A 21924-nucleotide genomic window follows, 5' to 3' on the forward strand; every position below is an offset into this window, starting at 1 on the left:
CTCACGGTTGGACCGGGGTCGGTACTGATCAGCGCGGCCCGCTAAGCAGAAGGCGTACGGCACGCATGGCGTTAGGGTACCGCAGCCCTTGAGCAAGCCGCGAGGCGCTTCCGTATCCCTGATGGACATGTCACGAAGCCCGCCGGAACTGAACAAAGGTCAGCAATTACTTCGCGTACCGTCCCCTATGGGACACCGCCCCCGTCGCATTGTCTGTTGATAACAACGCAATAACTCAAACCCCGTACTGATCGGTATGGCGCCACCTAGAGTGCGGCAGCGGGACCGCTTTCCCGAAACTGCTCGGAGTTGCCCCCATGAACCCTCGTCGTAGTACCAGCTCGCTCCCCAAACCCGGCCGCTCGGCCTATGGGGTGGCGTCCGCTGTCGTCCTGCTGCTCATACCCGTGCTCGTGCTGGTCGGAGGCAGCCAGTTCCGCGAGTTCCTGAACTTCGGCGCGGGGGTGCTGTCCCTCGTCTCGCTGAGCTGCTCGGTGATCTGGGGCCTGTTCGCGCAGGACCGGATCTTCCTGAACACCCGGCAGCGGATCATCGGCCAGGCGGTGCACCGGACGACCGCGGTCGCCTCGATCGCGTTCCTGTTGCTGCACATCACCACGAAGATCGCCCTGGACCACACCCAGCTGATCGCCGCGATCATCCCGTTCTCGCTCGGCGTCACCGGAATCGGCGGCCTGATCGGCCTGGGATCGCTGGCGGGACTGCTGATGATCTTCGTGGGCATCACCGGCGCCCTGCGCAGCAATTTCGCCACGCCGGCCCCGGTCGCCGCCCGCTGGCGGGCCATGCACATGCTGGCGTACCCGGCCTGGTGCGCCGCGCTGGTCCACGGCCTCTACGCGGGTCGATCGGCCAAGCCGGTCTTCGTGATCCTCTACAGCCTCTCCCTGCTCGGCGTGATGGGCGCCCTCGCACTGCGCGCCGCACCGCGCCCGGTCAAGCGGAGGGTCGCCGACCGGCTGGTGGCCCTGTTCGGCAGCTCGGAGCGGCCCGGGCTCGACGAGCTGGACGCGAGCCGTTCCCGGATGACCGAGTCGGCGCTGCCCGGCTTCGAGAGCCGTCGGGGGCCGAGGCCGTCACCCGCCGAGAGCGCCGCGTCCCCGCTGTACCAGACCCCGGCCGCCCCGGCCGCGGAGCCCGCCTCCGGCTTCGCGGCGGCCTACCGCGCGGTCACCACGCCGGGCCGCCCGCAGCAGCCCTTCGCGGCCGGCCAGACGGCCCGGATGGACCTGCCACTGGATCTCCAGCCCACGCAGGCCGTCCCGCGCATGGACGGCCCCTCCAGCACCTCGGGCAGCTGGCCGATCCCGTCCCCGCCGCCGGTCGGCGAGGCCCCGCCGTCCGCGTACGACCCGCTCCAGGACACCGGCTACACCATCCCGGTCTATGGCAATCCGGGCGCCACGGGATACGGCGGAAGTGACGTGTACGACACCGGTGAGACAAACGGCCTCTACGGCACGTACAACCCGAGTGACACGTTCAACAGCGGTCCCGCCACCGAAACGCTGCCCGGTCCGTCCTATGAGGCACCGGGTTCGGGCGAACCTTGGAACACGCCTTCCGGAGGCTTTAAGTGAACGAGGCCCTGCCCGACGTCCCCGAAGTCCGCGTGGTCGGGCTTCCGCAGCTCACGTCGGGTTTCGACCTTGTGGAGCGACTCGATCTGCCCATGCATCTCAAGGTGCACGGGCCGCTCGATCCACTGGGCGGCGAACAGCTCGCCCAGCTCGCCGAACGCATCAACCTGAAGGGGCGCGGCGGCGCCGGTTTCCCCTTCCACAAGAAGCTGCGTTCCGTCGCCGAGTCGGCGATCAAACGCGGGGTGCGGCCGGTCGTCGTGGTCAACGGCAGCGAGGACGAACCGGCCTGCCGGAAGGACACGGTGCTGATCAACCGTGCTCCGCACCTCATCCTGGACGGCGCGCTGCTGTGCGCCGAGGCGCTCGGCGCGCGCACGCTCGTCATCGGCGTCACCCGTGAGTCCACGCAGCGCTCCATGGAGGCCGCTCTCGCCGAGCGAGGCCTGAGCAACAGTCGTAGATCGGCACTGCGCGCGTGGGTGCAGCGCAATCCGGTCCGCATGGTCACCGGTGCGGCCGCCTCGCTGGTCCGCTCGATCGACGGCGGCCCGGCGATCCCGCCCGGCCGCAAGATCAGCGCCTCGCAGACCGGCGTCGGCGGCGCACCCACACTGCTGTCGAACGCGGAGACGTTCGCGCAGCTGGCCATAGCCGCCCGCATCGGTCCCGAGCGCTACGGCAACACCGGCCTGTACGACGAACCGGGCACCGTGATGCTCACCGTGTCCGGCGCGGTGGCCCGCCCGATGGTGATCGAGGTCCCCACGGGTGTGCCGCTGCGCTACGTGCTGCAGCTGGCGGGCGCCCCGCCGGTCCCGCAGGGCGTACTGACCGGCGGCTATCACGGCAAGTGGATCGACGCGGCGACCGTGAACGAGGCGATCGTCTCCCGCAACTCGCTGGACGCGGTGGGCGGTTCGCTCGGCGCGGGCGCGATCCTGCCGATCAGCCAGGAGACGTGCCCGCTGGGCGAGTCGCTGCGGGTCGCGCAGTGGCTGGCCGAGGAGAGCGCCGGCCAGTGCGGGCCCTGCTACCTCGGACTGCCCGCCGCCGCGCGCGGGCTGGAGGACATCCTGAACGGCGGCGGGCCGGCCGCCCTGGAGGCGCTCAAGCAGGTCGCGAAGAACGTGAAGCGGCGCGGGGCGTGTTCGCACCCGGACGGCTCGGCGATGTTCCTCGAGTCGACCATCAAGGCGTTCACCGACGACCTGGCCGCGCACGTCCTCGGAAACGGCTGCGGACGGCCCGTGGAGGGCGTTCTGCCGCTCTTCGAGGGGGGCAGGGCCCCCACGGGCATCCCGGGCGGCGGAGAGCCCGAGGAGACCGGCTCCAGCCGCCAGAAGATCTACGTCGACTGGACGCTGTGCCGGGGCCACGGACTGTGCGCGGACATCCTCCCGGAGGTCTTCGAGCTGGGCGCCGACGGATTCCCGACCGTCGCCCAGGCGCAGGTGCCGCGGTACGCGGAGGCGAAGGCGCTGCGCGCGGTGCGCCGCTGTCCGGCGCTCGCCCTGCGCATCGAGGAGGACACGCGCGGCCAGGCGCCGTCGCGGAACCTGCCGGTTCTGTCCCAGGGGCGTGGCCGGCGGGCGCTGGGCCGCTGAGCGCGAGGGGACGGCGGGTCACCCGAGCCGGTGACCCGCCGTTCCGTGCGCGCGCACCATGTGTGCGCAACACGCCGAAGGCGGATCATCCGTGGGATGATCCGCCTTCGACTTCTGTGGAGCTAAGGAGAATTGAACTCCTGACCTCCTGCATGCCATGCAGGCGCTCTACCAACTGAGCTATAGCCCCTTGTTGTGTCTCCCCGGGTTCCCCCGGCGACGACGTAAACATTACAGGGCCCGCAGTGCAGCACCAAATCGGTTTCCCGCCCGCCCCGATTAGGGCAGTAATGTCGGCTTCGTGACCATGATCGCGTCTCCCGACGCCCGCCGCCGGACGCCGGTCGCCGTGGGGGTGTGCCTGCTGTCCTTCACGGCGTTCTGGGCCGCCCAGCGGGCCGCGCACGTGTCGATGATCGATCTGATGGTCTACCGGGCCGAGGGGACCGCCGTACGGGCGGGCGACGATCTGTACGCCCTGCGCGCGACGGCCGCGCGCCTGCCCACCACCTACCCGCCGTTCGCGGCCCTGCTGTTCACCCCGCTCCCCCTGGCGGACACCGCGCTCCTGCGCCCCCTGGCGACGGCCGGCAACCTCGCGCTGCTGGTGGTGTTCGTACGCCTGTCCCTGAGACTCGTCGGCCACACGCGCGTGGAGACCACCTGGTGGCTCTCGGCGCCGGCGGTGTGGTGCGAGCCCGTGTGGACGACCCTGCGCTACGGCCAGATCAACCTGCTGCTGGCCGTCCTGGTGCTGTGGGACCTGACCCGCCGTCCCGCCGGCGGATACGACCGCTGGACAGGGGTGGGCCTCGGGCTCGCCGCGGCGGTCAAGCTGACGCCCGCGCTGTTCCCGGTGTACCTGCTCCTCACGGGCCTGGTGGCCCGCCTCGGGGGCGGAGACGGAGGGCCGTGGCTGCGGCACGCGCGCGGGGCGGCCGTCGCGTTCGCCGGGGCGACACTGCTGGCGGCGGCCGTGCTGCCGTACGACTCCTGGCGGTTCTGGACGGACATGGTGTTCCGTCCGGACCGGGCCGGACACGCCGAGGAGACCGCCAACCAGGCCCTGCGCGGCCTCCTGGCCCGCTTCCTGCACACGCCCGACCCGGGAGTCCTCTGGGCGGCCTGCGCGGCCGTGGTGGCCGTCGTGGGGCTCGCGGTGGCCGTGCGGGCGGAGTTGCGGGGGCGGCGGGCCTGGGCGGTGTGCGCCTGCGCGGTCACCGCCCTGCTGATCAGCCCGGTGTCGTGGACCCACCACTGGGTGTGGTGCGTGCCGCTGGTGCTGCTGCTGTGGACACGCCGGCACCGGACGGCGGCCCTCGGCACCCTGCTGGTCTTCTGCTCGTACGCCCCCTGGTGGGTGCCGCACGGAAAAGGCCGGCCCGAACTGCACCTGACCTGGGGGGTCTTGGCGCTGTCAGCCGTGTACGCAGCGACCGGTGCGCTCTTCCTCGCACTGGCCCGGACATCGTTGCCGAGGTCCGGCGACGAGGTCCGTGTCAGGCCGTGACGAACTGGTAGAACCGCTTGAGCGTGCAGTGCTCCTCAAGGAGGCGGCCGTAGATCGGCTCGCCCTCCAGTTCCCGGTACGTCTCGATCGGGTCGCCTTTTATGATCAGCGCCCGCGCGCATTCCTCGCACCAGTACTGGTAATCGGGATTGATCGGCTCCATGTCACGGACGATCGGCGTACCGCTCCCGCACCAGTCGCACTTTCGCCGGTGTGCACCCATCGATCAGCTCCAGCTGTGGCCGCAGGCCGTGCACACGTAGGAGATTCCGCCATTGTCGCCGAGAACCTGGGCCACATGCGCGGAACCGCAGGAAGGGCAGCTCAGCCGGGTGGTCGTGCCCCGTATCAACGCCGCACCGAGGAGGTGGCCGACCTCCTCGAGGATGCTCGCAGGCATCGCTACTCCCTCCCGTCGGGCCGCGCCCCCTTCCGGCCGTTTGATTCTGCCACGGCCGGAGCAATACGGTCAGCGACGCCTCAGTACCAGTCCGGACACACTCCCCACCGCGGCCGTTGCGGCCAGCGCCCAGACACTCACCGAGAACGCCTCCGCGGAGGTGTACGGGCGCAGCGCCCCGAATGACTCAAGCCGGTTCAGGAACAGTGTGCCGAACGCGGCCACACCGATCAGCTGTCCGAGTTGCGCGACCGTCGCCAGCAGACCGCTGGCGTCCGCCGCGTCCTCGGGCCGTACGGTGGCCAGCGCGCCGGTGAGCGTCGGGCTGAAGGCGAGCGCGAGGCCCGCACCCGTGCCCGCGTAACCCGCGTACAGGGCCGCTCCCCCGTCACCGCCGCCGTGGAGGGCCAGCCCGACCACGGCGACGGAGACCGCGGTGAGCGCGAACCCGGCCGGCGCCAGCGCCCGCTGCCAGGCGGCCGGCCACTTCCGCCAGGTCAGACTGACGGCGCCGAAGACGGCCGCGGTCGGCGCGAAGCTCAGTCCCGCCCTGAGGGCGCTGTAGCCGAGGCCGCCCTGGACGTGCAGGGTCAGGGCGAAGAGGAAGCCGGCGTTGACCGACATCGCCGCGAGGATCCGGAAGACGGCCGTCCCGATGCCGGGGTGGCGCAGCACCCGGGGAGTGATGAGCGGGGTGCCGCCGCGCCGGGCCAGCCGGGACTCGTAGCCGCAGAACAAGGCGAACAGTCCCACCGCTCCCGCCAGCGACAGCCAGGACCACAGCGGCCAGTCCTCCTCCTGCCCGAGCACCAGCGGCACCGTCAGCAGCGAAACGGCGGCGCCGAGCAGCACCAGACCGGGCAGGTCGAGCACCCGGGACCGCTCCCGCCCGCCCGCGGCGCCGCGGGGAAGGACGCGCCGGCCCAGCACCAGCAGCGCGGCGCCCACCGGGACGTTGACCAGGAACACCGGCCGCCAGCCGGTGCCGAACAGGTCGGCGCTGACCAGCACGCCGCCTGCGACCTGCCCGGCGGCCGCGCCGACGGCCACGACCGCCGAGTAGGCGCCGAGCGCCCGGGCCCGGGCCTCGCCGGTGAAGGTGCGCTGGATGAGGCTGAGCACCTGCGGGATCATCAGTGCCGAACCGACCCCCTGCACCAGCCGGAACACGATGAGCTCGGTCGAGCCCTGCGCCAGTCCGCAGGCGAGCGAGGCCGCGGTGAACAGCGCCAGCCCGGCGAAGTGGACGCGGCCGTGGCCGAGCCGGTCGCCCAGCCGGGCGCCGGTGATCAGCAGCACGGAGTAGGTGATGGTGTAGCCGGCGATAACCAGCTGGAGGTCGGCGCCCGAGGCCTGCAGGTCGGAACCGATCGTGGGGGCCGCGACGTTCACGATGAAGACGTCGAGGGCTGCCATGAACAGGGCGGCGAGCAGCACGCCGAGCAGCAGCCGAGGCCGATTGTCAGTGGCGGGTGCTTCACTGTGCGTGACGGGTGATGCGGCCCGGCCGACGGTCGGTGGGTCACTGTCAGTGGCGGGTGGTTCACTGATCGCAGGATTCGGAACGGGCTCAGTACCCGGACCGGTCCGGGAGGTCGTCGTCATGGCGTCGAGCGTGACGGCGGGGCGGTACGGGTGCCGAGTGCCCGCCGATGCTGGTATTGCCAGCACCTGGCAGGCACGGGCCCGCGTGCCGACGATGTGACGGGGCGACGGGGTTGTCGGGACGACGGGGGATCGCGATGGGGACGAGGACACAGCGGCGCAGGCCGGAGCTGGCCGCCTTTCTGCGCACCAGGCGGGCACGGGTCACACCGGCCGATGTGGGGATGCCGCCGGGCCTGCGGCGGCGCACGCCGGGGCTGCGCAGGGAGGAGGTGGCGCAGCTCTCGGGTGTCGGCGTGACCTGGTACACCTGGCTGGAGCAGGGCCGGCCGATCAACGCCTCGCCGCAGGTGCTGGACGCGGTCGCGCGGACCCTGCGGCTGGATCCGCCGGAGCGGGAGCACCTGTACCGGCTGGCCGAGGTGCCGTTCCAGCCGGACCCGGAGGGCCTGACCCGGCAGATCAGCCCGGCGGTGCAGGGCATCATCGACGCCCTCGACCCGATGCTGGCGGTGGTCTACAACTCGCGGTACGACGTCCTGGCGACCAACGCGGCCTACCGGGATCTGTTCCTGGTGCCGGACACCGCCAGGACCGGGCTGCCCAACGTGCTGTGGACGCTGTTCACGCTGCCGGACGGAGTCTGTCCGCTGGTGCACCGGGAGACGGAGCTGCCGCTGATGGTGGCGACGCTGCGGTCCTCCTACGGCAGACACGTGGGCGAGCCGGCCTGGGACGAGTACATACGCGGGCTGTCGACGGCGAGCCCCTGGTTCGCGGAGCTGTGGGCGAACGGTGAGGTGGTTCCTCCGGGGCCCCGGGTGAAGACGTTCCGGCACACCGCGGTCGGCGAGATGCGGATGACCTCCCAGTCGCTGTCCATCGACGGGATGCCCGAGTGCCGGATCGTGGTCTACAGCCCGGACGACGAGGACGCGCGGACGAAGATCGCGCTGCTGCGGGAGCGAAGGGAACGGCCGTGGCCGCCGGTGCTGGGAGAGGAGGTCGACGAAGGCGTCCGCGGGTGAACCCGCGGCTGGAATACAGAAAATCCCGCCCCCTGCGGGGACGGGATCCTCATTACCGATCTTTGACAACTCAACAGAGTGTCGATCAGTGGAGCTAAGGAGAATTGAACTCCTGACCTCCTGCATGCCATGCAGGCGCTCTACCAACTGAGCTATAGCCCCTTGTGTTCTTCCCGCTCGGCGGGGCGAACAAGAAGAACTTTAGCCTGTGACCTGCCAGAAAGTGAAATCCGGGGTCGGGGGCCCACGGGACGCTCAGTCGTCGTCGCCGAGGACGGGCTCCGGGAGGGTGCCCGCGTTGTGCTCCAGCAGGCGCCAGCCGCGGGCGCCCTGGCCGACCACGGACCAGCAGCAGTTGGAGAGGCCGCCGAGGCTCTCCCAGTGCCGGGCCTCCAGGCCGAGCAGCCGGCCGATGGTGGTGCGGATGGTGCCGCCGTGGCTGACGACGACCAAGGTGCCGTCCTCGGGCAGCTTCTCCGCGTGCCGCAGCACCACGGGGGCGGCGCGGTCGGCGACCTCGGTCTCCAGTTCACCGCCGCCGCGGCGGACCGCCTCGCCGCGCTTCCAGGCGGCGTACTCCTCGCCGTACCGGGCGATGATCTCCTCGTGCGTCAGCCCCTGCCAGACGCCCGCGTAGGTCTCGCGCAGGCTCTCGTCGCGGGTGACGTCGAGGCCGGTGAGTGCGGCGAGCTCGGCGGCCGTGTGCACGGCCCGCCGCAGGTCCGAGGAGACGATCGCGTCGGGCCGCAGGGAGGCCAGCAGCCGCGCTGCGCGGCGGGCCTGCTCGAGGCCCGCCTCGGTCAGCTCGACGTCCGTGGTGCCCTGGAAGCGGCGCTCGACGTTCCAGGAGGTCTGGCCGTGGCGCCACAGGATGATGCGGCGGCCCCGGCCCTTGCGGTCGGTCACCTCACCTGTGGCGCTCATCACCACTCCCCGCCCGGCTCCTGGTCGGCCTCGGCGGCCCGCGTCCGGGCGTGCTCCTCGGCCTTGCCACGGGTGGCCTTGGCGTCGGCGGGCAGCTCAAGCTCGGGGCAGTCCTTCCACAGCCGCTCCAGGGCGTAGAAGACCCGCTCCTCGCTGTGCTGGACGTGGACGACGATGTCGACGTAGTCGAGCAGGATCCAGCGGGACTCGCGGTCGCCCTCGCGGCGGACCGGCTTGGCGCCGAGTTCCTTCAGCAGGCGCTCCTCGATCTCGTCGACGATGGCCCTGACCTGGCGGTCGTTCGGTGCGGACGCCAGCAGGAAGGCGTCCGTGATCGACAGTACGTCGCTCACGTCGTAGGCGATGACGTCGTGGGCGAGCTTGTCGGCCGCGGCCTGGGCGGCGGTGTTGATGAGCTCAAGGGAACGGTCGGTGGCGGTCACTACACGGCTTTCCGTCGGCGGTCTTTTGACATCAAGGGTCTCACGGACCGCCCGGCGCACCCCACGTGATTACGGCAGCACGGCGGCTCGGCGGGTGCTGCTGCCAGACGTGGGGCTCCCGGGCCGCCCTCCCGCCGGGAAGGCGGCCCGGGGTCAGGAGGAGGACGGCCTGTAGTCGCTGCCGAGGATCACCGACACGTCGGCTCCGGAGGAGACGCTGCCCTTGGTCACGGAGCCGGCGGGCAGGCCGAGGGTCTTGGCGACCTCCGCGGCGTCGGCCTTGTCGGCGGCGTCCGCGTAGAGCACCTTCGAGGCGGCCTGGGTACCGGAGGCGCTGCCGCCCTCCAGGAAGGTGAAACCGCCGTTGAGGAGCACGACGCGGGCCTTCTCCGTGTCGTCCTTCACACCGGTGGCGTTCTGCACGGAGACCCGGACCGCGGAGCCGGCGTCGGGGCTCTTGGCGGTGCCGCCGAGGATGTCCTTGACCACGCTGTCGCTGGTCTGCGCGCTGAGCGTGCCGTCGGCCTGCACGGGCAGCAGGGCGGTCCTGTAGGCGCCGCTCTTGGCGAGGTCGGCGAGCTTGGCGAGGAAGGCGCCGAGGTCCTTGTCGGTGAGCGGCGGGTCGAGGATCTGCGCGAGGGTCTGCACGGTGGTCGTGGCGGACGACGGGTCGGAGGACATCTTGCGCAGCATGCTCTGCATGACCTGGCCGAACCGCTCCAGCTGGGCGTTCTGGGACTCGCCGGCGGCGCGGTAGGTGGCGTAGGCGACGGCCATCTTGCCGCTGAGGGTCTGGCCCCGGCCCTTGTGGACGAGCGGTGCGGCACCCTTCTTCCTGGCGTCCGGGTCGGGCACGTCGGTGTCGGTGTCGACCTCGATGTTGCCGACGAGTTCGACGAGGTTCTGCAGGTAGGGCGTGTCGAGGCGCCAGGTGCCCTGGATGCTGGTGCCGAGGACCGTGTCGAGCTGGTCGCGGGTGCCGGAGGAGCCGTCGTCGTCCACGGACTTGGCGAGGGTCGTGGTGGAGCCGTCGTCGCCGGTCAGCGCGAGCGAGTTCGGCAGCAGGACCGTGGTGCCCTGCTTGGTGGTGGTGTTGTCGACCAGCAGCGCCGTGGAGGTGCCGCCCTTGGCGGTGTTGTGCAGGTGGACGACGAGCACGTCCCGTTTCTGGGCGGCGACCGGGGTGCCGCTTCCGGTCCCGCCGTCGGAGGAGGACAAACCGGGCAGCTTCCCGGCGTACCAGAGGTAGCCGACACCGCCGGCCGCGACGAGGGCGAGGACGACGAGGAGCGCGATGATCCGGCTGCGGGCGCGGCGGCGGGCCTCCTCACGGCGCTCGGTGCGGTTCTCGGTGAACTTCAGCCAGTCGATGACGTCCTCGGAGTCGCCGTCCGGCTCCTCGACGAAGGCGAACTGCTCGGTGTGGTAGTCCGGTTCGCCCGGGTCGGACCCGGTCTCCTGCGGGGCCCGCACCTCCTCCGCGGGTCCGGCCTGCTGCGGGATGTAGGCGGTCTGCTCGGCGACGCGGGGCTGCTGTCCGCTGCTCGCCGCCTGCCCGTAGGGGTCGTAACCCGTGGCGTCCTGGGTGCCGGTGGCGTACGGGTCGTACGGGGGCTGGGAGCCGTAGGGGTCGTAGGCGGGCGTCTGCCGGCCGGTGTCGTAGGAGTGGGCCGGCTGCTGCAGGCCGGTGGCGTAGGGGTCGTAGCCGTAACCCTGCTGCTGGGTGTACGGATCGTGGGCGGCCTGCTGGGTGTACGGATCGTGGGCGGCCTGCTGGGCCTGCGGAGTCTGCTGGGCCGGGACCTGCCCGTAGACGGGCCGGCCGTACTCGTCGTAGCCGACGACTTCGTACGGGCCGGCGCCGTAGCCCGCGTCACCCGCGTCGTATCGGTCGTTCACCGGTGCCCCTCTCGGCTCACTCGCCGCAGTACAGCTCGCGCTTGGCGATGTAGCGCACGACTCCGTCCGGCACCATGTACCAGATGGGGTCTCCCTTGGCGACTCTCGCCCGGCAGTCCGTTGAGGAGATGGCGAGCGCCGGCACCTCGACGAGCGAGACGCCGCCCTCCGGCAGGCCGGGGTCGGCCAGGTGGTGGCCGGGCCGGGTGACGCCGATGAAGTGGGCGAGGGAGAAGAGTTCCTCGGAGTCCCGCCAGGTGAGGATCTGGCCGAGCGCGTCGGCGCCGGTGATGAAGAACAGGTCGGTGTCGGGGTTGAGGGCGCGCAGGTCGCGCAGGGTGTCGACGGTGTAGGTGGGGCCGCCGCGGTCGATGTCGATGCGGCTGACGGAGAACTGCGGGTTCTCGGCGGTGGCGATGACCGTCATCAGGTAGCGGTCCTCGGCCGGGGAGACCGTGCGGTGGGACTTCTGCCAGGGCTGGCCGGTGGGGACGAACACCACCTCGTCCAGCTGGAACTGCGCGGCGACCTCGCTGGCCGCCACGAGGTGGCCGTGGTGGATCGGGTCGAACGTTCCGCCCATGACGCCCAGGCGCCGCTTGCCCGTGTGGGCGGGGCCGTGGCCCGGTCCGTACTGCGGATGCTTCACCGTGTCGTCGGCGGTCTCGTGCCCCGGACCGGTAGGCATGTCCTGCTCTCCCATGCGTGCAGACCCTACCGGCCCGGTCTCGGGCGTCCGGCCGGGGACGGGGTCCCCGCTCAGCGGTCGCGGTTGAAGCGCGTGGTGATCCACAGCAGCAGGAGCAGGATGATCAGGGCGCCGCCACCGGTGACGGCCGGGTTCAGGCTGTTGTGGTTTCCGCCGTGCTCCCCGCCTTCGGCGGCAAGGGTGACCAACTGGGCTGCGGCGCTGTGGAAGCTCATCTTCGGCAGGACCTATCGCGTGTGGGCGGAATAAAGATGTCGGCTCATCGTAAGCGGGCGGTGCTGCGGCGATCACGCCGACTCCGCCGTTGGGGCCGGAGGGCGCCGGCGGCGCGGGCTTCACGGGATCGTCGGGCGCCCGGCGGAGGGGAACTTTCCCCGCTCGTCAGTCGTCCTTCCGCTTGTAGCCACGCAGCAGGAACCAGGCGGTCAGGACACAGCCGAGGACCATCACGATCAGCACGATGCGGAGCAGGTTTCCCGTTCCGTGCTGCTGAACGGCGCCGGCGGCGGCCTCGGTCAGCCGGGCGGCTACGGGGTGGTGCTCCATGGCGGGTCTCCTTCGGGTGTACTGCCCGTCCACGGTATCTCCGCCTAGGCTGGGTCCCGCCTCGGGGGCACAGTGGGGCACTCAGACGCATGGGGGAAGACATGTCCGACGACGGCCACCAGCAGACGGGGTACGAGCGGGTGCCGAGCAGGCAGCGCCGGCGCTTCCCGGGGATCTCCTCGCGCGCGTACGAGCACCCGGCCGACCGTTCGGCCCTGGTCGCGTTGCGCAAGCTGAGCGGGTTCGACACCGTCTTCAAGGCGCTCAGCGGGCTGCTGCCGGAGCGGAGCCTGAGGCTGCTGTTCCTGTCCGACTCGGTGCGGGTCTCCGAGCAGCAGTTCACGCACCTGCACGACATGCTGCTGGACGCCTGCTACATCCTGGACCTGGAGAAGGTCCCGCCGATGTACGTCACGCAGGACCCGCAGCCGAGCGCGATGTGCATCGGGCTGGACGAGCCGATCATCGTGGTCAGCACGGGGCTGGTGGAGCTGCTCGACGAGGAGGAGATGCGGGCGGTCATCGGCCACGAGGTGGGGCACGCGCTGTCCGGGCACTCGGTCTACCGCACGATCCTGCTGTTCCTGACGAACCTCGCGCTGAAGGTCGCCTGGATCCCGCTGGGCAACCTCGCGATCATGGCGATCATCACGGCGCTGCGGGAGTGGTTCCGCAAGTCGGAGCTGTCCGCCGACCGGGCGGGGCTGCTGGTGGGACAGGACGTCCGGGCCTCGATGCGGGGCCTGATGAAGATCGCGGGTGGCAACCATCTGCACGAGATGAACGTGGACGCGTTCCTGGAGCAGGCCGAGGAGTACGAGTCCGGGGGCGATCTGCGCGACTCCGTGCTGAAGATTCTGAACGTGCTGCCCCGCTCGCACCCGTTCACCACCGTGCGGGCCGCCGAGCTGAAGAAGTGGGCCGAGTCCCGGGACTACCAGCGGCTCATGGACGGCCACTACCCGCGACGCACCGAGGACAAGGACGCCTCCGTCAGTGACTCCTTCCGCGAGTCGGCGGCCGGCTACGCGAGCGATGTGAAGAGCTCCAAGGACCCGCTGATGAAGCTGGTCAGTGACCTCGCGGGCGGCGCGGGCGACATCGGCGGCCGGGTCCGCCGAGGCTTCGAAGGCTTCCGGAGCCCCCCGCCGGCCGAGGGGGACACCCCGGGCGGGGACGAGCAGTAGCCGAGGGCCACGCCTGGGCCGGGGACCGCCTCGGCAGCGCTCACACCTTCGGCTGAGCCCCCGTGGCCAGCGTCCCGCACAGGGCCGTGGGGCTGTCCGTCTCGTAGGGGTTGGTTCCCGCGGGGGCGCCCGAGCGGGCCGTCTGGCCGGCCAGGAGGGGGCGGAGGTAGGCGGCGGAGTCCTCGGCGCAGGCGAGGGGGCCCGCCTGGACGTAGGAAGTGATCAGCTGGACCTGGTGGGTACGCAGGTCGTCGCGGTCGAGGTGGAAGGTCACCTCACGGCGGACGGTGAAGAGGGAGGCGGGGGCGTCGGCGGCGCCGGTGGGGCGCAGGGCGTAGACGAAGGTGTGGTCGGCCGTGATCTCCAGCGTCGCCGGATCGGCCTCGGTGACCTCCAGGGAGCCGAGCACACGGATCCGGTCGTCGGCCAGCCGGGCCCGGGCGGGGTCGATGCGGATCACCCAGCCCGTGGGCGCGTGCCGGCCGTCGGCCGCCGGGTGGTCGAAGCTCTGGTCGAACTGGTCGAGCTGGTCGGAGTCGATCAGGGACCGGGCGGGGCGCACCTCGCGGCCGGTGAGCACCTCCGGGTAGAGCGAGGAGCGGACGATGTAGTCCTTGACGGTGGTGAGGGCGGCCACCACCTGGCTGTCGGAGAAGTGGGCGGTGCTGCGCGAGGCCGGCAGGGGTATGCCCTCGGCGCCGACCTCGAAGGGGGCGGCGGGGCTGCGGGCGTACAGGCTCTCGGCGTCGGTGGCGCCGGGCACCTTGCCCTGCGGGGCGAGCGGGATGACCGTGATCCGCAGGGATTGCACGGGCCGCCGGGTTCCCGGGGAGCCGTACGGGTGGCGGACGCCCATGTAGATCGCGGTGCCGAAGGCGACGGCGATCAGCAGGACGAGGATCAGGGCCTGCCGGCCGAGTCCGCGGTGCAGGGGCGGGCGGCGGCGGACGGCGGGCGTGTGGTCGGCCATCCGCTCCTTGGCGGAGAACTCCTGGAGGCGGGCAGCGCGCACGAACGACTCGTCGAAGACGACGGATCGGTATTCGTCCTCCGCACCTCCGGGGCCGCCCTCGGGTGTCCCCTCCGGTGGGTCTCCAGGCCCGCCCATACCTTCAGAGTAGGTCTCGTGGAGCCCCCATAAACGCGCTGCTGCGCGACAACTTCTGACAGGTTCTCACCAAGCGCGGGTGGGCGTTCAGGGTGAGTGCGGGATGGCCGGGGCGGCCGGCCGGGTGTGGTCGGCGGGGGCGCCGGACGGGGAGGCACCGCCCTGCTCCAGACCGCCCTGTTCCAGGCCGGTCGAGGCGGGAGCGGGTACCCCGTCGCGGGTGCCCGGGGAGCCTCCCCGGTAGACGGCGGCGAAGGCCAGGGCGACCATGCCGATGCCCATGACGACGGCGAGGACCCAGGCCACGGGGCGGTGCCAGCGGACCTGTTTGCCGTAGGGGCCGAAGACGCCGCGACGGACACCGAGGACGTACCTGTCGTCCAGCTCGTCGTCGTCCTGCTCTTGGCCGAATGCGGTGCCGTCGGGGCCGTAACCGTCGTCGTAGTGCTCGCCGCGGGCGTGGGCGCGGCGGGCCTCCGCCTCGGAGGCCTCGGCTCTGGCCTGGGCGGCGGCCAGGAGGCGTTCGACGGCGGTCGGCTCATGGACCGTGGCCGCCCGTACGAAGGCCTCGTCGAAGACCACGGAGGCGAACTCTTCGTCCGACACCCCGCGGTCGTGGTCGTCGTCGGGCTCCCAGCCGTCAGGGAACGGCGTGCCCCCCACGTCCTCCGGCACGGGTCCAGAGTAGACCTGGGGGGTCAATTTGGGCAGACGGTATGGAAATTCGTCTGTCTGGTGAGACGGCGTTCAGGGCACCGGCCGCACGCCGGTGGGCTCGGCCGGACGGGTGAACGGGTCAGCGGCGTACGTGTCCGTCGCCGGTGACGATGTACTTCGTGCTGGTCAGTTCCGGCAGGCCCATCGGGCCGCGGGCGTGCAGCTTCTGGGTGGAGATGCCGATCTCGGCGCCGAAGCCGAACTGGCCGCCGTCGGTGAAGCGGGTGGAGGCGTTCACGGCGACGGTGGTGGAGTCGACCAGCTGGGTGAAGCGGCGGGCGGCCTGCTGGGAGGTGGTGACGATGGCCTCGGTGTGGCCGGAGGTCCACAGCCGGATGTGCTCGACGGCCTTGTCCAGCGAGTCCACCACCGCGGCGGCGATGTCGTGGGAGAGGTACTCGGTCTCCCAGTCCTCGGCGGTCGCCTCGACGACGGTGGCCTTGGAGTCCTTGGCGTAGGCCATGACCCGTTCGTCTGCGTGGACGGTGACGCCGGCCTCGGCGAGGGCGTCCAGGGCGCGCGGCAGGAACTCGGGGGCGATGTCCTGGTGGACGAGGAGGGTCTCGGCGGCGTTGCAGACGCTGACCCGCTGGGCCTTGGAGTTGATCAGGATCTCGACGGCCGTGTCGATGTCGGCCTGGGCGTCGACGTAGACGTGGCAGTTGCCGGTGCCGGTCTCGATCACGGGGACCGTCGACTCGTTGACCACGGTCTGGATCAGGGAGGCGCCGCCGCGCGGGATGAGGACGTCGACCAGGCCGCGGGCGCGCATCAGCTCGCGGACGGAGTCGCGGCTCTCCCCCGGCACCAGCTGGACGGCGTCGGCGGGCAGCCCGGCGCCGCCGACGGCGTCGCGGATCACCCGGACGAGGGCGGTGTTGGACTCGTAGGCGGAGGTGGAGCCGCGCAGCAGGACGGCGTTGCCGGACTTCAGGCAGAGGGCGGCGGCGTCGACGGTGACGTTCGGGCGGGCCTCGTAGATGATGCCGACGACACCGAGCGGGACGCGGACCTGGCGCAGGTCGATGCCGTTGGGGAGGGTGGAGCCGCGGACGACCTCACCGACCGGGTCGGGCAGCCCGGCGACGTCGCGGACGTCGGAGGCGATGGCGCGGACCCGCTCGGGGGTGAGGGTGAGCCGGTCGACGATGGCCTCGCTGGTGCCGTTCTCCCGGGCCCTGGCCACGTCCTTGGCGTTGGCCTCGACGATCTCGGCGGTCCGGACCTCCAGGGCGTCGGCGATGGCGAGCAGCGCGTCGTCCTTCACCGCGCGCGGGAGCGGTGCGAGGTCGGCGGCGGCGGCCTTGGCCCGGTAGGCGGCCTGGGTGACCGGGGACATCGAGTCGTACGGAGAGAGCGTGGTCATGAAGGAAGGGTAGTGCGCGGTACGCGGCGCTTCAGCGGACGTCCCACACCCCGAGACACCCCGGGACACCTCAAAGGGGGCGAACCGCCGCCCCGGCCCGCGCCCCGGCCCGCACCTCGACTCTCGCTCCGGCCCGGCCCCGACCACCGGACCCGACCGTCGGACCCGACCACCGGACCCGACCGCCGATCTCCGTCCGCACCTCGCCGTCATTCCGGCCGGCCCGTCCCCGGGCCTCCACCCGCGTCCCACCCTCCGTGGAAGCCCCGCCGAGGCCACCGAGCCCAGGGCCCGGAACTCCCGGAATCCGGGACTCCCGGACCCCGCAGCCCCTGATCTCCGGGCTCCCCGCCCCGGCTCCTCAGCTCCCGGATCGCCGACTCCCCGGCTCCTCAGCTCCCGGTTCCCCGACTCCTCGGCTCCTCAGCTCCCGGACTCCCCGCCCCCGCCCCCGCCCCCGCCCCCGCTCAGAACGGATGCACCCCCACCGGTGTCGCCGGCGGTGGTCCGTAGCCCTCGGCGATGCGTTGGTGGTAGGTCTCGCGGTCGATGACCTCCAGGCCGACGATCTCCCAGCGCGGCAGGCCGGCGGTCTGTCGGTGCTCGCCCCACAGACGCAGCGCCACGGCGGCGGCGTCGTGCAGGTCGCGGGCCTCTTCCCAGTACCGGATCTCCGCGTGGTCGGTCGCGTATCTGCTGGTCAGCAGGAAGGGATGGTCGTGGGCGAGCTGTTCCAGGGCCCGCCGCAGTTCGGGCAGGGGCACCTTCTCCCCGGAGACGCTGAGGGTGACGTGCCACAGCCTGGGCAGGTCCTTGGGCTCCTCATAGGTGTCCCCGGCCGCGACGCTCGTCAGAGCACCGCGGGACGCCGCCCCCGGGCGCACTCGTCTCACGACGGCCTCCTTCACGCATGGCTCGCTCGGCTCGCATGGCTTGCCCGGCGCGCACGGCTCGCGTGGCGTGCATGGCGCGCTCGGCTCGTACCGGCTTCGTACTCGCTCGTACGGGCCGCATGGCCCCTTGACGGAACGTGTTCCCATCAACATGTCCCCGAGACAAAGTTGAGCAGGCCTCCGGGCTCCGCGTGGGGGTTTTACGGAACGTCCCCCACCGGGGGCGTTCCTTACGCCCTGTTTTACGAGCTGTTTTGCGAGGGTCAGGTGTGCAGGAGCACCAGGTCGTCCCTGTGTACGACCTCGCGTTCGTAGGCGGCGCCCAGCTCCCGTGCCAGTTCCCGGGTCGACCGTCCGATCAGCCGGGGGATCTCCTTGGCGTCGAAGTTGACGAGCCCCCGGGCCACCGCGCGGCCCGTCGCGTCCCGCAGTTCGACGGGGTCGCCCGCGCTGAACTCGCCCTCCACGGCGGCGATTCCGGCGGGCAGCAGCGACGTGCGCCGCTTGACGACCGCGTCCACGGCTCCGTCGTCCAGGATCAGCGCGCCCTGCGGAGTGGAGGCGTGCTGGAGCCACAGGAGGCGGTCGGCGGAGCGCTTGCCGGTGGGGTGGAAGTAGGTGCCGGTGTCGCCGCCGGCGAGGGCCTCGGCCGCGTGGACGGCACTGGTCAGCACCACCGGGATGCCGGCGGCGGCGGCGATCCGGGCGGCCTCGACCTTGGTGACCATGCCGCCGGTGCCGACGCCCGCCTTGCCCGCGCTGCCGATCTCGACGCCGGCGAGGTCCTGCGGGCCCTTCACCTCCGCTATCCGGGAGGTGCCGGGCCTGCTGGGGTCGCCGTCGTAGACGCCGTCGACGTCGGAGAGGAGGACGAGGAGGTCGGCGTGGACGAGGTGGGCGACGAGGGCGGCGAGGCGGTCGTTGTCGCCGAAGCGGATCTCGTCGGTGGCGACGGTGTCGTTCTCGTTGACGATCGGGAGGGCGCCCATCGCGAGCAGCTTGTCGAGGGTGCGGGAGGCGTTGCGGTGGTGGGCGCGGCGGCTCATGTCGTCGCTGGTGAGCAGGACTTGGCCGACCCGGACGCCGTAGCGGGCGAAGGAGGCGGTGTAGCGGGCGACGAGCAGGCCCTGGCCGACGCTGGCGGCGGCCTGCTGGCGGGCCAGGTCCTTGGGGCGGCGGCGCAGGCCGAGCGGGGCGAGGCCGGCGGCGATGGCGCCGGAGGAGACCAGGACGACCTCCCGCTCGCCACCGCTGCGGCTCTTGGCGAGGACGTCGACGAGCGCGTCGACACGGTCGGCGTCCAGGCCACCCGCCGCGGTGGTCAGCGAGGAGGAGCCCACCTTGACGACGATCCTGCGGGCCTCGCCCACCGCCTGCCTTGCCCTTGCCACGGTGCCTTCCGTCCCCTCGCGCGTTCCGGCCGCCTGTGCTGCCGCCTGTCCGGCAATCTACGCGAAGTGGATCGGCCGGTGCGCGCCGGTCCACCTCCCGGACGGGCGGTGCGTAATCGTTCGCTCACCGTTTGCATACGGCAAAAAAGTTGTATTGGTTGCCTGTAGAAATAAAATGTCTCACCAACATAAGTTGAAGTTTGTGTCACCTACTGTTCCCCCTGTGAACCGCATCCTGCTGCGATCGGGCAAGAGCCCGTACGATGTCCTCTCCCTCGAGGAGGCCCTCCACCGGGACGTCATCGCCACCAACGCCGGCAATCTGATCTTCAGCGACGCCGCGCACAAGATCCTCGAGGTGCCGGGCACCGAGGTCGTCTCGAACGGCATCGGTACCGACGTGTCGGCGGCGGCCCGGATCAACGAGGAGTACGACGCTTTCGTCGTGCCGCTGGCCAACGCCTTCCGGCCGTCCTTCGAGGGCGGGCTGAAGCGCATGACCCGGCTGATCAGCAAGCTGCGGATCCCCGTGGTGGTGCTGGGCGTCGGCGCGCAGACCGGGCTGGGCTACGACGCCGCGCGGCTGAAGCCGATGGAGCAGTCCGTGCGCGAGTTCTGCGCGGCGGTGCTGGACCGCAGCGCCTCGATCGGGGTGCGCGGCGAGTTCACCGAGCAGTACCTGCGGGACTTGGGCTTCCGGGACGTGGAGGTCATCGGCTGCCCGTCCCTGTTCCTCAACGGCCGCGACCTCGACGTGCGGAAGCGGCTGCCGGAGCTGACCTCCGACGCGCGGATCGCGGTGAACGGTTCGCACAGCGCGGTGCAGAAGCAGGGCCTGGACCGGATCATCAGCCGCACCCACGCCCGCTACCCGAACCTGTGCTTCGTCGGGCAGAACATCAGCGACGCGCGGCAGCTGCACTGGCGGGACCTGACGGACCCGAACGCGCGGGTGACGGCGATGCCGACGCACCCGGACCACCCGATGTACCGGGAGGGCAAGGTGCGGGTGTACGTCGACCCGGTCACCTGGATCGACGACCTGCGGGACTTCGACTTCTCCTTCGGCTCGCGCATCCACGGCAACATCGCGGCGCTGCTCGCGGGGACGCCGGCGACGGTGCTGTGCGGGGACTCGCGCACGCTGGAGCTGTGCCGGTACTTCGAGATCCCGCACCTGCGGCTGGACAAGGTCGCGAAGGACCCGGAGACGGCGGATCCGGCCCGGCTGTACGAGCAGGCCGATCTGAGCGGGCTGGTCGGGGGCCACGGGGAGCGCTTCGACCGGTTCGTGGGGTTCCTGGACAAGAACGGGCTGCGGAACACCTTCACGCACGGCGACGGCGGGGCGGCCTTCGAGAAGAGGATGCGTGCGCTGTCGTTCCCGCCGGGTGTACGGCCGTGGAACGACACCGATCTGGCCTCGCTCAGCAGCCGGTTCGGCTGGCTGCAGAGCCAGATGACGGAACTGACCCGGCACAACGCCCAGTTGCGCCGGGAGCTGGCGAAGGCGCAGAAGGTGAGGCAGAAGGCCGCGGCGGCGGTGCCGGCTCCGGCCGCGTCCGTCTACCGGCGCGCGCGGCGCGTGGTGGGCCGGCCCCTGCGGCGCGCGCTGCAGGCGGGCAAGCAGTAGCAGGAGCGGGAGCAGACCTGCTCCCGCGGAGCGCGCCACCGGCGGGCGAGCGGGAGCAGGAGCAGACTCACGGCGTCACGGGGCCCCGGGCGCTCGGGCCCGGGCGCACGACGCGCGCCGGCGCGGGCCGCTCAGGCCGCCGCCGCCCCGAAGCCCTTCTTCGGCAGTACGCGCCGCAGGATCCGCCGCGCCTTGCGCAGGGCGCGGCGCGGGAAGGACTGGGCGGCGGCCTCCCGGTAGCCGAGGAAGGGGCGGGCCTCCCGGGGGTCGGCGAGGTAGATCTCGTCGGGGATGCCGGCCTTCCTGGACCGGAAGTGCGGGTAGATCAGGTACAGGCGGGTGCCGCGCTTCTCCAGCACGGCCGCGGCCTGCTTCTTCGCCTTGACGAACGTGACGACGTCCAGCAGCAGCTCGGGCTCCTGCATGGCGACCAGGTGCAGCCGCAGCCGCTCGTTCACCTTGAGGCGGCGGGCCACGCCGGGCGTCCAGTAGGCGTCCATCAGCGGCTTGGCCAGCTCGAACTTGTGCCGGCGCACCTCTTCGCTGTCGGTGAGGAACTTGGGCCCGAACTGCGGCAGCAGCGTGACGAGGAACGGCCGGACCATGAGCAGGTCGCGCTTCTCGCCGGCCGGGACCATGTCGGCGATCAGTTTCATCAGGGCGCGCGCGGAGTCGAAGCGGAGGGTGTAGCTGCCGGTCTTGGTGACCTGCTTGCCGTCGTCGCGGCCGACCAGGTAGTAGCAGGTGTAGTCGGCGACCACGGAGACGCCGTCGGCGCGCAGGTAGGCCTCCAGCGTGAACAGGGCGTCCTCACCGGTGAACAGCGACTCGTCGAAGCGCATGCCGTGCTGCTCCAGCAGAGAGCGGCGGAAGAGCTTCTGCGCGCTGAGCGTGAACTTGATGTTGGAGGTGAAGACGTCGGCCCGGTCGAGGGTCTTGCCCCACATGGACTTCGGGGCGCTGCGGTTGACGCCCTCCACCTTGCCGAGGACGACGTCCGTGCCGTTCTTGTCGGCCATGGCGACCATGCGTTCCAGGGCCTCGGGGCCGAGCCGGTCGTCGGCGTCGAGGAAGAAGACGTAGCGGCCGGTCGCCTTGCCCAGGCCGACGTTGCGCGGTCCGCTGGGGCCGCCGGAGTTCTCCTGGCGGATGACGGTGACGGACATGGGGGCGCGGGCCGCGAACTCCTCCAGGCACTCGCCGGTGCCGTCGGTCGAGCCGTCGTCGACCGCGATGACCTCCATGCGGGCCGGGCCGATGGTCTGCGCCTCGACGGATGCCAGGCACTCCACCAGGTACGGCATCGCTTCGTACGCCCCGATGATCACAGTCACATCAGGCTGCGTCACGACGGTCA

21 protein-coding genes and 2 tRNA genes are annotated in these 21924 nt (G+C 71.4%); 6 read left to right on the plus strand and 17 right to left on the minus strand.

Annotation, left to right across the window (positions count from 1 at the left end; translation table 11 throughout):
- Nucleotides 1-317: 317 nt before the first annotated feature.
- Together ACZ7N4_RS03740 and ACZ7N4_RS03745 are read left to right on the plus strand one after the other, a co-directional pair.
- Nucleotides 318-1601 (plus strand): cytochrome b/b6 domain-containing protein, encoded by a 1284-nt coding sequence (locus tag ACZ7N4_RS03740; RefSeq protein ID WP_471353389.1) that lies wholly within the window; start codon nt 318-320, stop codon nt 1599-1601.
- Nucleotides 1598-3208, plus strand: coding sequence for an NADH-ubiquinone oxidoreductase-F iron-sulfur binding region domain-containing protein (locus tag ACZ7N4_RS03745; RefSeq protein ID WP_471353391.1), 1611 nt, complete (start codon nt 1598-1600; stop codon nt 3206-3208). Before ACZ7N4_RS03740 ends, ACZ7N4_RS03745 begins: the two co-directional genes overlap by 4 nt.
- A gap of 117 nt (nt 3209-3325) precedes the next feature.
- On the opposite strand, the gene ACZ7N4_RS03750 is transcribed toward ACZ7N4_RS03745, so the two are convergent.
- Nucleotides 3326-3398, minus strand: a tRNA-Ala gene (locus ACZ7N4_RS03750).
- Between the two features lie 117 nt (nt 3399-3515).
- On the opposite strand from ACZ7N4_RS03750, the gene ACZ7N4_RS03755 reads away from it, so the two are divergent.
- The gene (locus ACZ7N4_RS03755; protein ID WP_471354250.1) at nt 3516-4718 is read left to right on the plus strand and encodes a glycosyltransferase 87 family protein; all 1203 of its coding nucleotides are present in this window, start codon (nt 3516-3518) and stop codon (nt 4716-4718) included.
- Here the strand turns inward: ACZ7N4_RS03755 and ACZ7N4_RS03760 are convergent.
- The 3 genes from ACZ7N4_RS03760 to ACZ7N4_RS03770 form a co-directional block, all read right to left on the minus strand.
- Nucleotides 4708-4941, minus strand: coding sequence for a hypothetical protein (locus ACZ7N4_RS03760; RefSeq protein WP_030653820.1), 234 nt, complete (start codon nt 4939-4941; stop codon nt 4708-4710). The genes ACZ7N4_RS03755 and ACZ7N4_RS03760 overlap by 11 nt on opposite strands.
- A 3-nt stretch (nt 4942-4944) precedes the next feature.
- The gene (locus ACZ7N4_RS03765; RefSeq protein ID WP_351020352.1) at nt 4945-5118 is read right to left on the minus strand and encodes a hypothetical protein; all 174 of its coding nucleotides are present in this window, start codon (nt 5116-5118) and stop codon (nt 4945-4947) included.
- Between the two features lie 69 nt (nt 5119-5187).
- Nucleotides 5188-6552, minus strand: a complete 1365-nt coding sequence (locus tag ACZ7N4_RS03770) for an MFS transporter (RefSeq protein WP_471354253.1) — start codon at nt 6550-6552, stop codon at nt 5188-5190.
- Between the two features lie 308 nt (nt 6553-6860).
- Here ACZ7N4_RS03770 and ACZ7N4_RS03775 point away from each other — a divergent pair, with 308 nt between their 5' ends.
- Nucleotides 6861-7751: a helix-turn-helix transcriptional regulator gene (locus ACZ7N4_RS03775; protein ID WP_471353394.1), complete on the plus strand. Its 891-nt coding sequence runs from the start codon at nt 6861-6863 to the stop codon at nt 7749-7751.
- Nucleotides 7752-7840: 89 nt separating this feature from the next.
- Here the strand turns inward: ACZ7N4_RS03775 and ACZ7N4_RS03780 are convergent.
- The 7 genes from ACZ7N4_RS03780 to ACZ7N4_RS03810 form a co-directional block, all read right to left on the minus strand.
- Nucleotides 7841-7913, minus strand: a tRNA-Ala gene (locus ACZ7N4_RS03780).
- A gap of 93 nt (nt 7914-8006) precedes the next feature.
- On the minus strand, nt 8007-8675 hold the full coding sequence (locus ACZ7N4_RS03785; RefSeq protein ID WP_471353396.1) for a histidine phosphatase family protein: 669 nt from the start codon (nt 8673-8675) through the stop codon (nt 8007-8009).
- On the minus strand, nt 8675-9118 hold the full coding sequence (rsfS, locus tag ACZ7N4_RS03790; RefSeq protein ID WP_471353398.1) for a ribosome silencing factor: 444 nt from the start codon (nt 9116-9118) through the stop codon (nt 8675-8677). Before rsfS ends, ACZ7N4_RS03785 begins: the two co-directional genes overlap by 1 nt.
- A 153-nt stretch (nt 9119-9271) precedes the next feature.
- Nucleotides 9272-11017 carry an LCP family protein gene (locus tag ACZ7N4_RS03795; RefSeq protein WP_471353401.1) on the minus strand — a complete coding sequence of 582 codons (1746 nt, stop codon included), beginning with the start codon at nt 11015-11017 and terminating at the stop codon, nt 9272-9274.
- 16 nt (nt 11018-11033) lie between these two features.
- The gene (nadD, locus tag ACZ7N4_RS03800) at nt 11034-11720 is read right to left on the minus strand and encodes a nicotinate-nucleotide adenylyltransferase (RefSeq protein ID WP_471353402.1); all 687 of its coding nucleotides are present in this window, start codon (nt 11718-11720) and stop codon (nt 11034-11036) included.
- A gap of 56 nt (nt 11721-11776) precedes the next feature.
- Entirely contained in the window at nt 11777-11941 is a 165-nt protein-coding gene (locus ACZ7N4_RS03805; RefSeq protein ID WP_393598561.1) for a hypothetical protein, read from the minus strand.
- Between the two features lie 166 nt (nt 11942-12107).
- Entirely contained in the window at nt 12108-12272 is a 165-nt protein-coding gene (locus ACZ7N4_RS03810; RefSeq protein ID WP_467925339.1) for a hypothetical protein, read from the minus strand.
- A 101-nt stretch (nt 12273-12373) separates the two neighbouring features.
- Between ACZ7N4_RS03810 and ACZ7N4_RS03815 the strand changes: the two genes are divergently transcribed.
- A complete protein-coding gene (locus ACZ7N4_RS03815; protein ID WP_471354255.1) occupies nt 12374-13459 on the plus strand; it encodes a M48 family metallopeptidase in 1086 nt (361 codons plus the stop codon).
- A 40-nt stretch (nt 13460-13499) separates the two neighbouring features.
- Here ACZ7N4_RS03815 and ACZ7N4_RS03820 read toward each other — a convergent pair whose 3' ends face one another.
- The 5 genes from ACZ7N4_RS03820 to proB all read right to left on the minus strand — a co-directional run bounded on the left by ACZ7N4_RS03820 (nt 13500) and on the right by proB (nt 18913).
- Nucleotides 13500-14567, minus strand: a complete 1068-nt coding sequence (locus ACZ7N4_RS03820; protein WP_471353405.1) for an SCO2583 family membrane protein — start codon at nt 14565-14567, stop codon at nt 13500-13502.
- A gap of 87 nt (nt 14568-14654) precedes the next feature.
- Nucleotides 14655-15242 (minus strand): SCO2584 family spore wall biosynthesis protein, encoded by a 588-nt coding sequence (locus ACZ7N4_RS03825; protein ID WP_471353407.1) that lies wholly within the window; start codon nt 15240-15242, stop codon nt 14655-14657.
- Between the two features lie 121 nt (nt 15243-15363).
- Nucleotides 15364-16650 (minus strand): glutamate-5-semialdehyde dehydrogenase, encoded by a 1287-nt coding sequence (locus ACZ7N4_RS03830; RefSeq protein WP_471353409.1) that lies wholly within the window; start codon nt 16648-16650, stop codon nt 15364-15366.
- A gap of 467 nt (nt 16651-17117) precedes the next feature.
- Nucleotides 17118-17543, minus strand: coding sequence for a hypothetical protein (locus ACZ7N4_RS03835; protein ID WP_471353411.1), 426 nt, complete (start codon nt 17541-17543; stop codon nt 17118-17120).
- Between the two features lie 263 nt (nt 17544-17806).
- The gene (gene proB, locus ACZ7N4_RS03840) at nt 17807-18913 is read right to left on the minus strand and encodes a glutamate 5-kinase (protein ID WP_471354257.1); all 1107 of its coding nucleotides are present in this window, start codon (nt 18911-18913) and stop codon (nt 17807-17809) included.
- Nucleotides 18914-19157: 244 nt separating this feature from the next.
- Between proB and ACZ7N4_RS03845 the strand changes: the two genes are divergently transcribed.
- On the plus strand, nt 19158-20567 hold the full coding sequence (locus tag ACZ7N4_RS03845; protein ID WP_471353414.1) for a polysaccharide pyruvyl transferase family protein: 1410 nt from the start codon (nt 19158-19160) through the stop codon (nt 20565-20567).
- A gap of 131 nt (nt 20568-20698) precedes the next feature.
- Here the strand turns inward: ACZ7N4_RS03845 and ACZ7N4_RS03850 are convergent, their stop codons facing one another.
- Complete coding sequence (locus ACZ7N4_RS03850; protein ID WP_471354259.1) at nt 20699-21871, minus strand: glycosyltransferase family 2 protein; 1173 nt, start codon at nt 21869-21871, stop codon at nt 20699-20701.
- Between the last annotated feature and the right edge of the window lie 53 nt (nt 21872-21924).

This window comes from Streptomyces sp. NPDC107654, from assembly GCF_055639035.1.

Coding starts and splice junctions, on each gene's coding strand:
- ACZ7N4_RS03740 (WP_471353389.1), top strand. CDS start 318: ATGAACCCTCGTCGTAGTACCAGCTCGCTCCCCAAACCCGGCCGCTCG.
- ACZ7N4_RS03755 (WP_471354250.1), top strand. CDS start 3,516: ATGATCGCGTCTCCCGACGCCCGCCGCCGGACGCCGGTCGCCGTGGGG.
- ACZ7N4_RS03760 (WP_030653820.1), bottom strand. CDS start 4,941: ATGGGTGCACACCGGCGAAAGTGCGACTGGTGCGGGAGCGGTACGCCG.
- ACZ7N4_RS03765 (WP_351020352.1), bottom strand. CDS start 5,118: ATGCCTGCGAGCATCCTCGAGGAGGTCGGCCACCTCCTCGGTGCGGCG.
- ACZ7N4_RS03775 (WP_471353394.1), top strand. CDS start 6,861: ATGGGGACGAGGACACAGCGGCGCAGGCCGGAGCTGGCCGCCTTTCTG.
- ACZ7N4_RS03785 (WP_471353396.1), bottom strand. CDS start 8,675: ATGAGCGCCACAGGTGAGGTGACCGACCGCAAGGGCCGGGGCCGCCGC.
- nadD (WP_471353402.1), bottom strand. CDS start 11,720: ATGGGAGAGCAGGACATGCCTACCGGTCCGGGGCACGAGACCGCCGAC.
- ACZ7N4_RS03805 (WP_393598561.1), bottom strand. CDS start 11,941: ATGAGCTTCCACAGCGCCGCAGCCCAGTTGGTCACCCTTGCCGCCGAA.
- ACZ7N4_RS03810 (WP_467925339.1), bottom strand. CDS start 12,272: ATGGAGCACCACCCCGTAGCCGCCCGGCTGACCGAGGCCGCCGCCGGC.
- ACZ7N4_RS03815 (WP_471354255.1), top strand. CDS start 12,374: ATGTCCGACGACGGCCACCAGCAGACGGGGTACGAGCGGGTGCCGAGC.
- ACZ7N4_RS03820 (WP_471353405.1), bottom strand. CDS start 14,567: ATGGGCGGGCCTGGAGACCCACCGGAGGGGACACCCGAGGGCGGCCCC.
- ACZ7N4_RS03830 (WP_471353409.1), bottom strand. CDS start 16,650: ATGACCACGCTCTCTCCGTACGACTCGATGTCCCCGGTCACCCAGGCC.
- ACZ7N4_RS03850 (WP_471354259.1), bottom strand. CDS start 21,871: ATGCCGTACCTGGTGGAGTGCCTGGCATCCGTCGAGGCGCAGACCATC.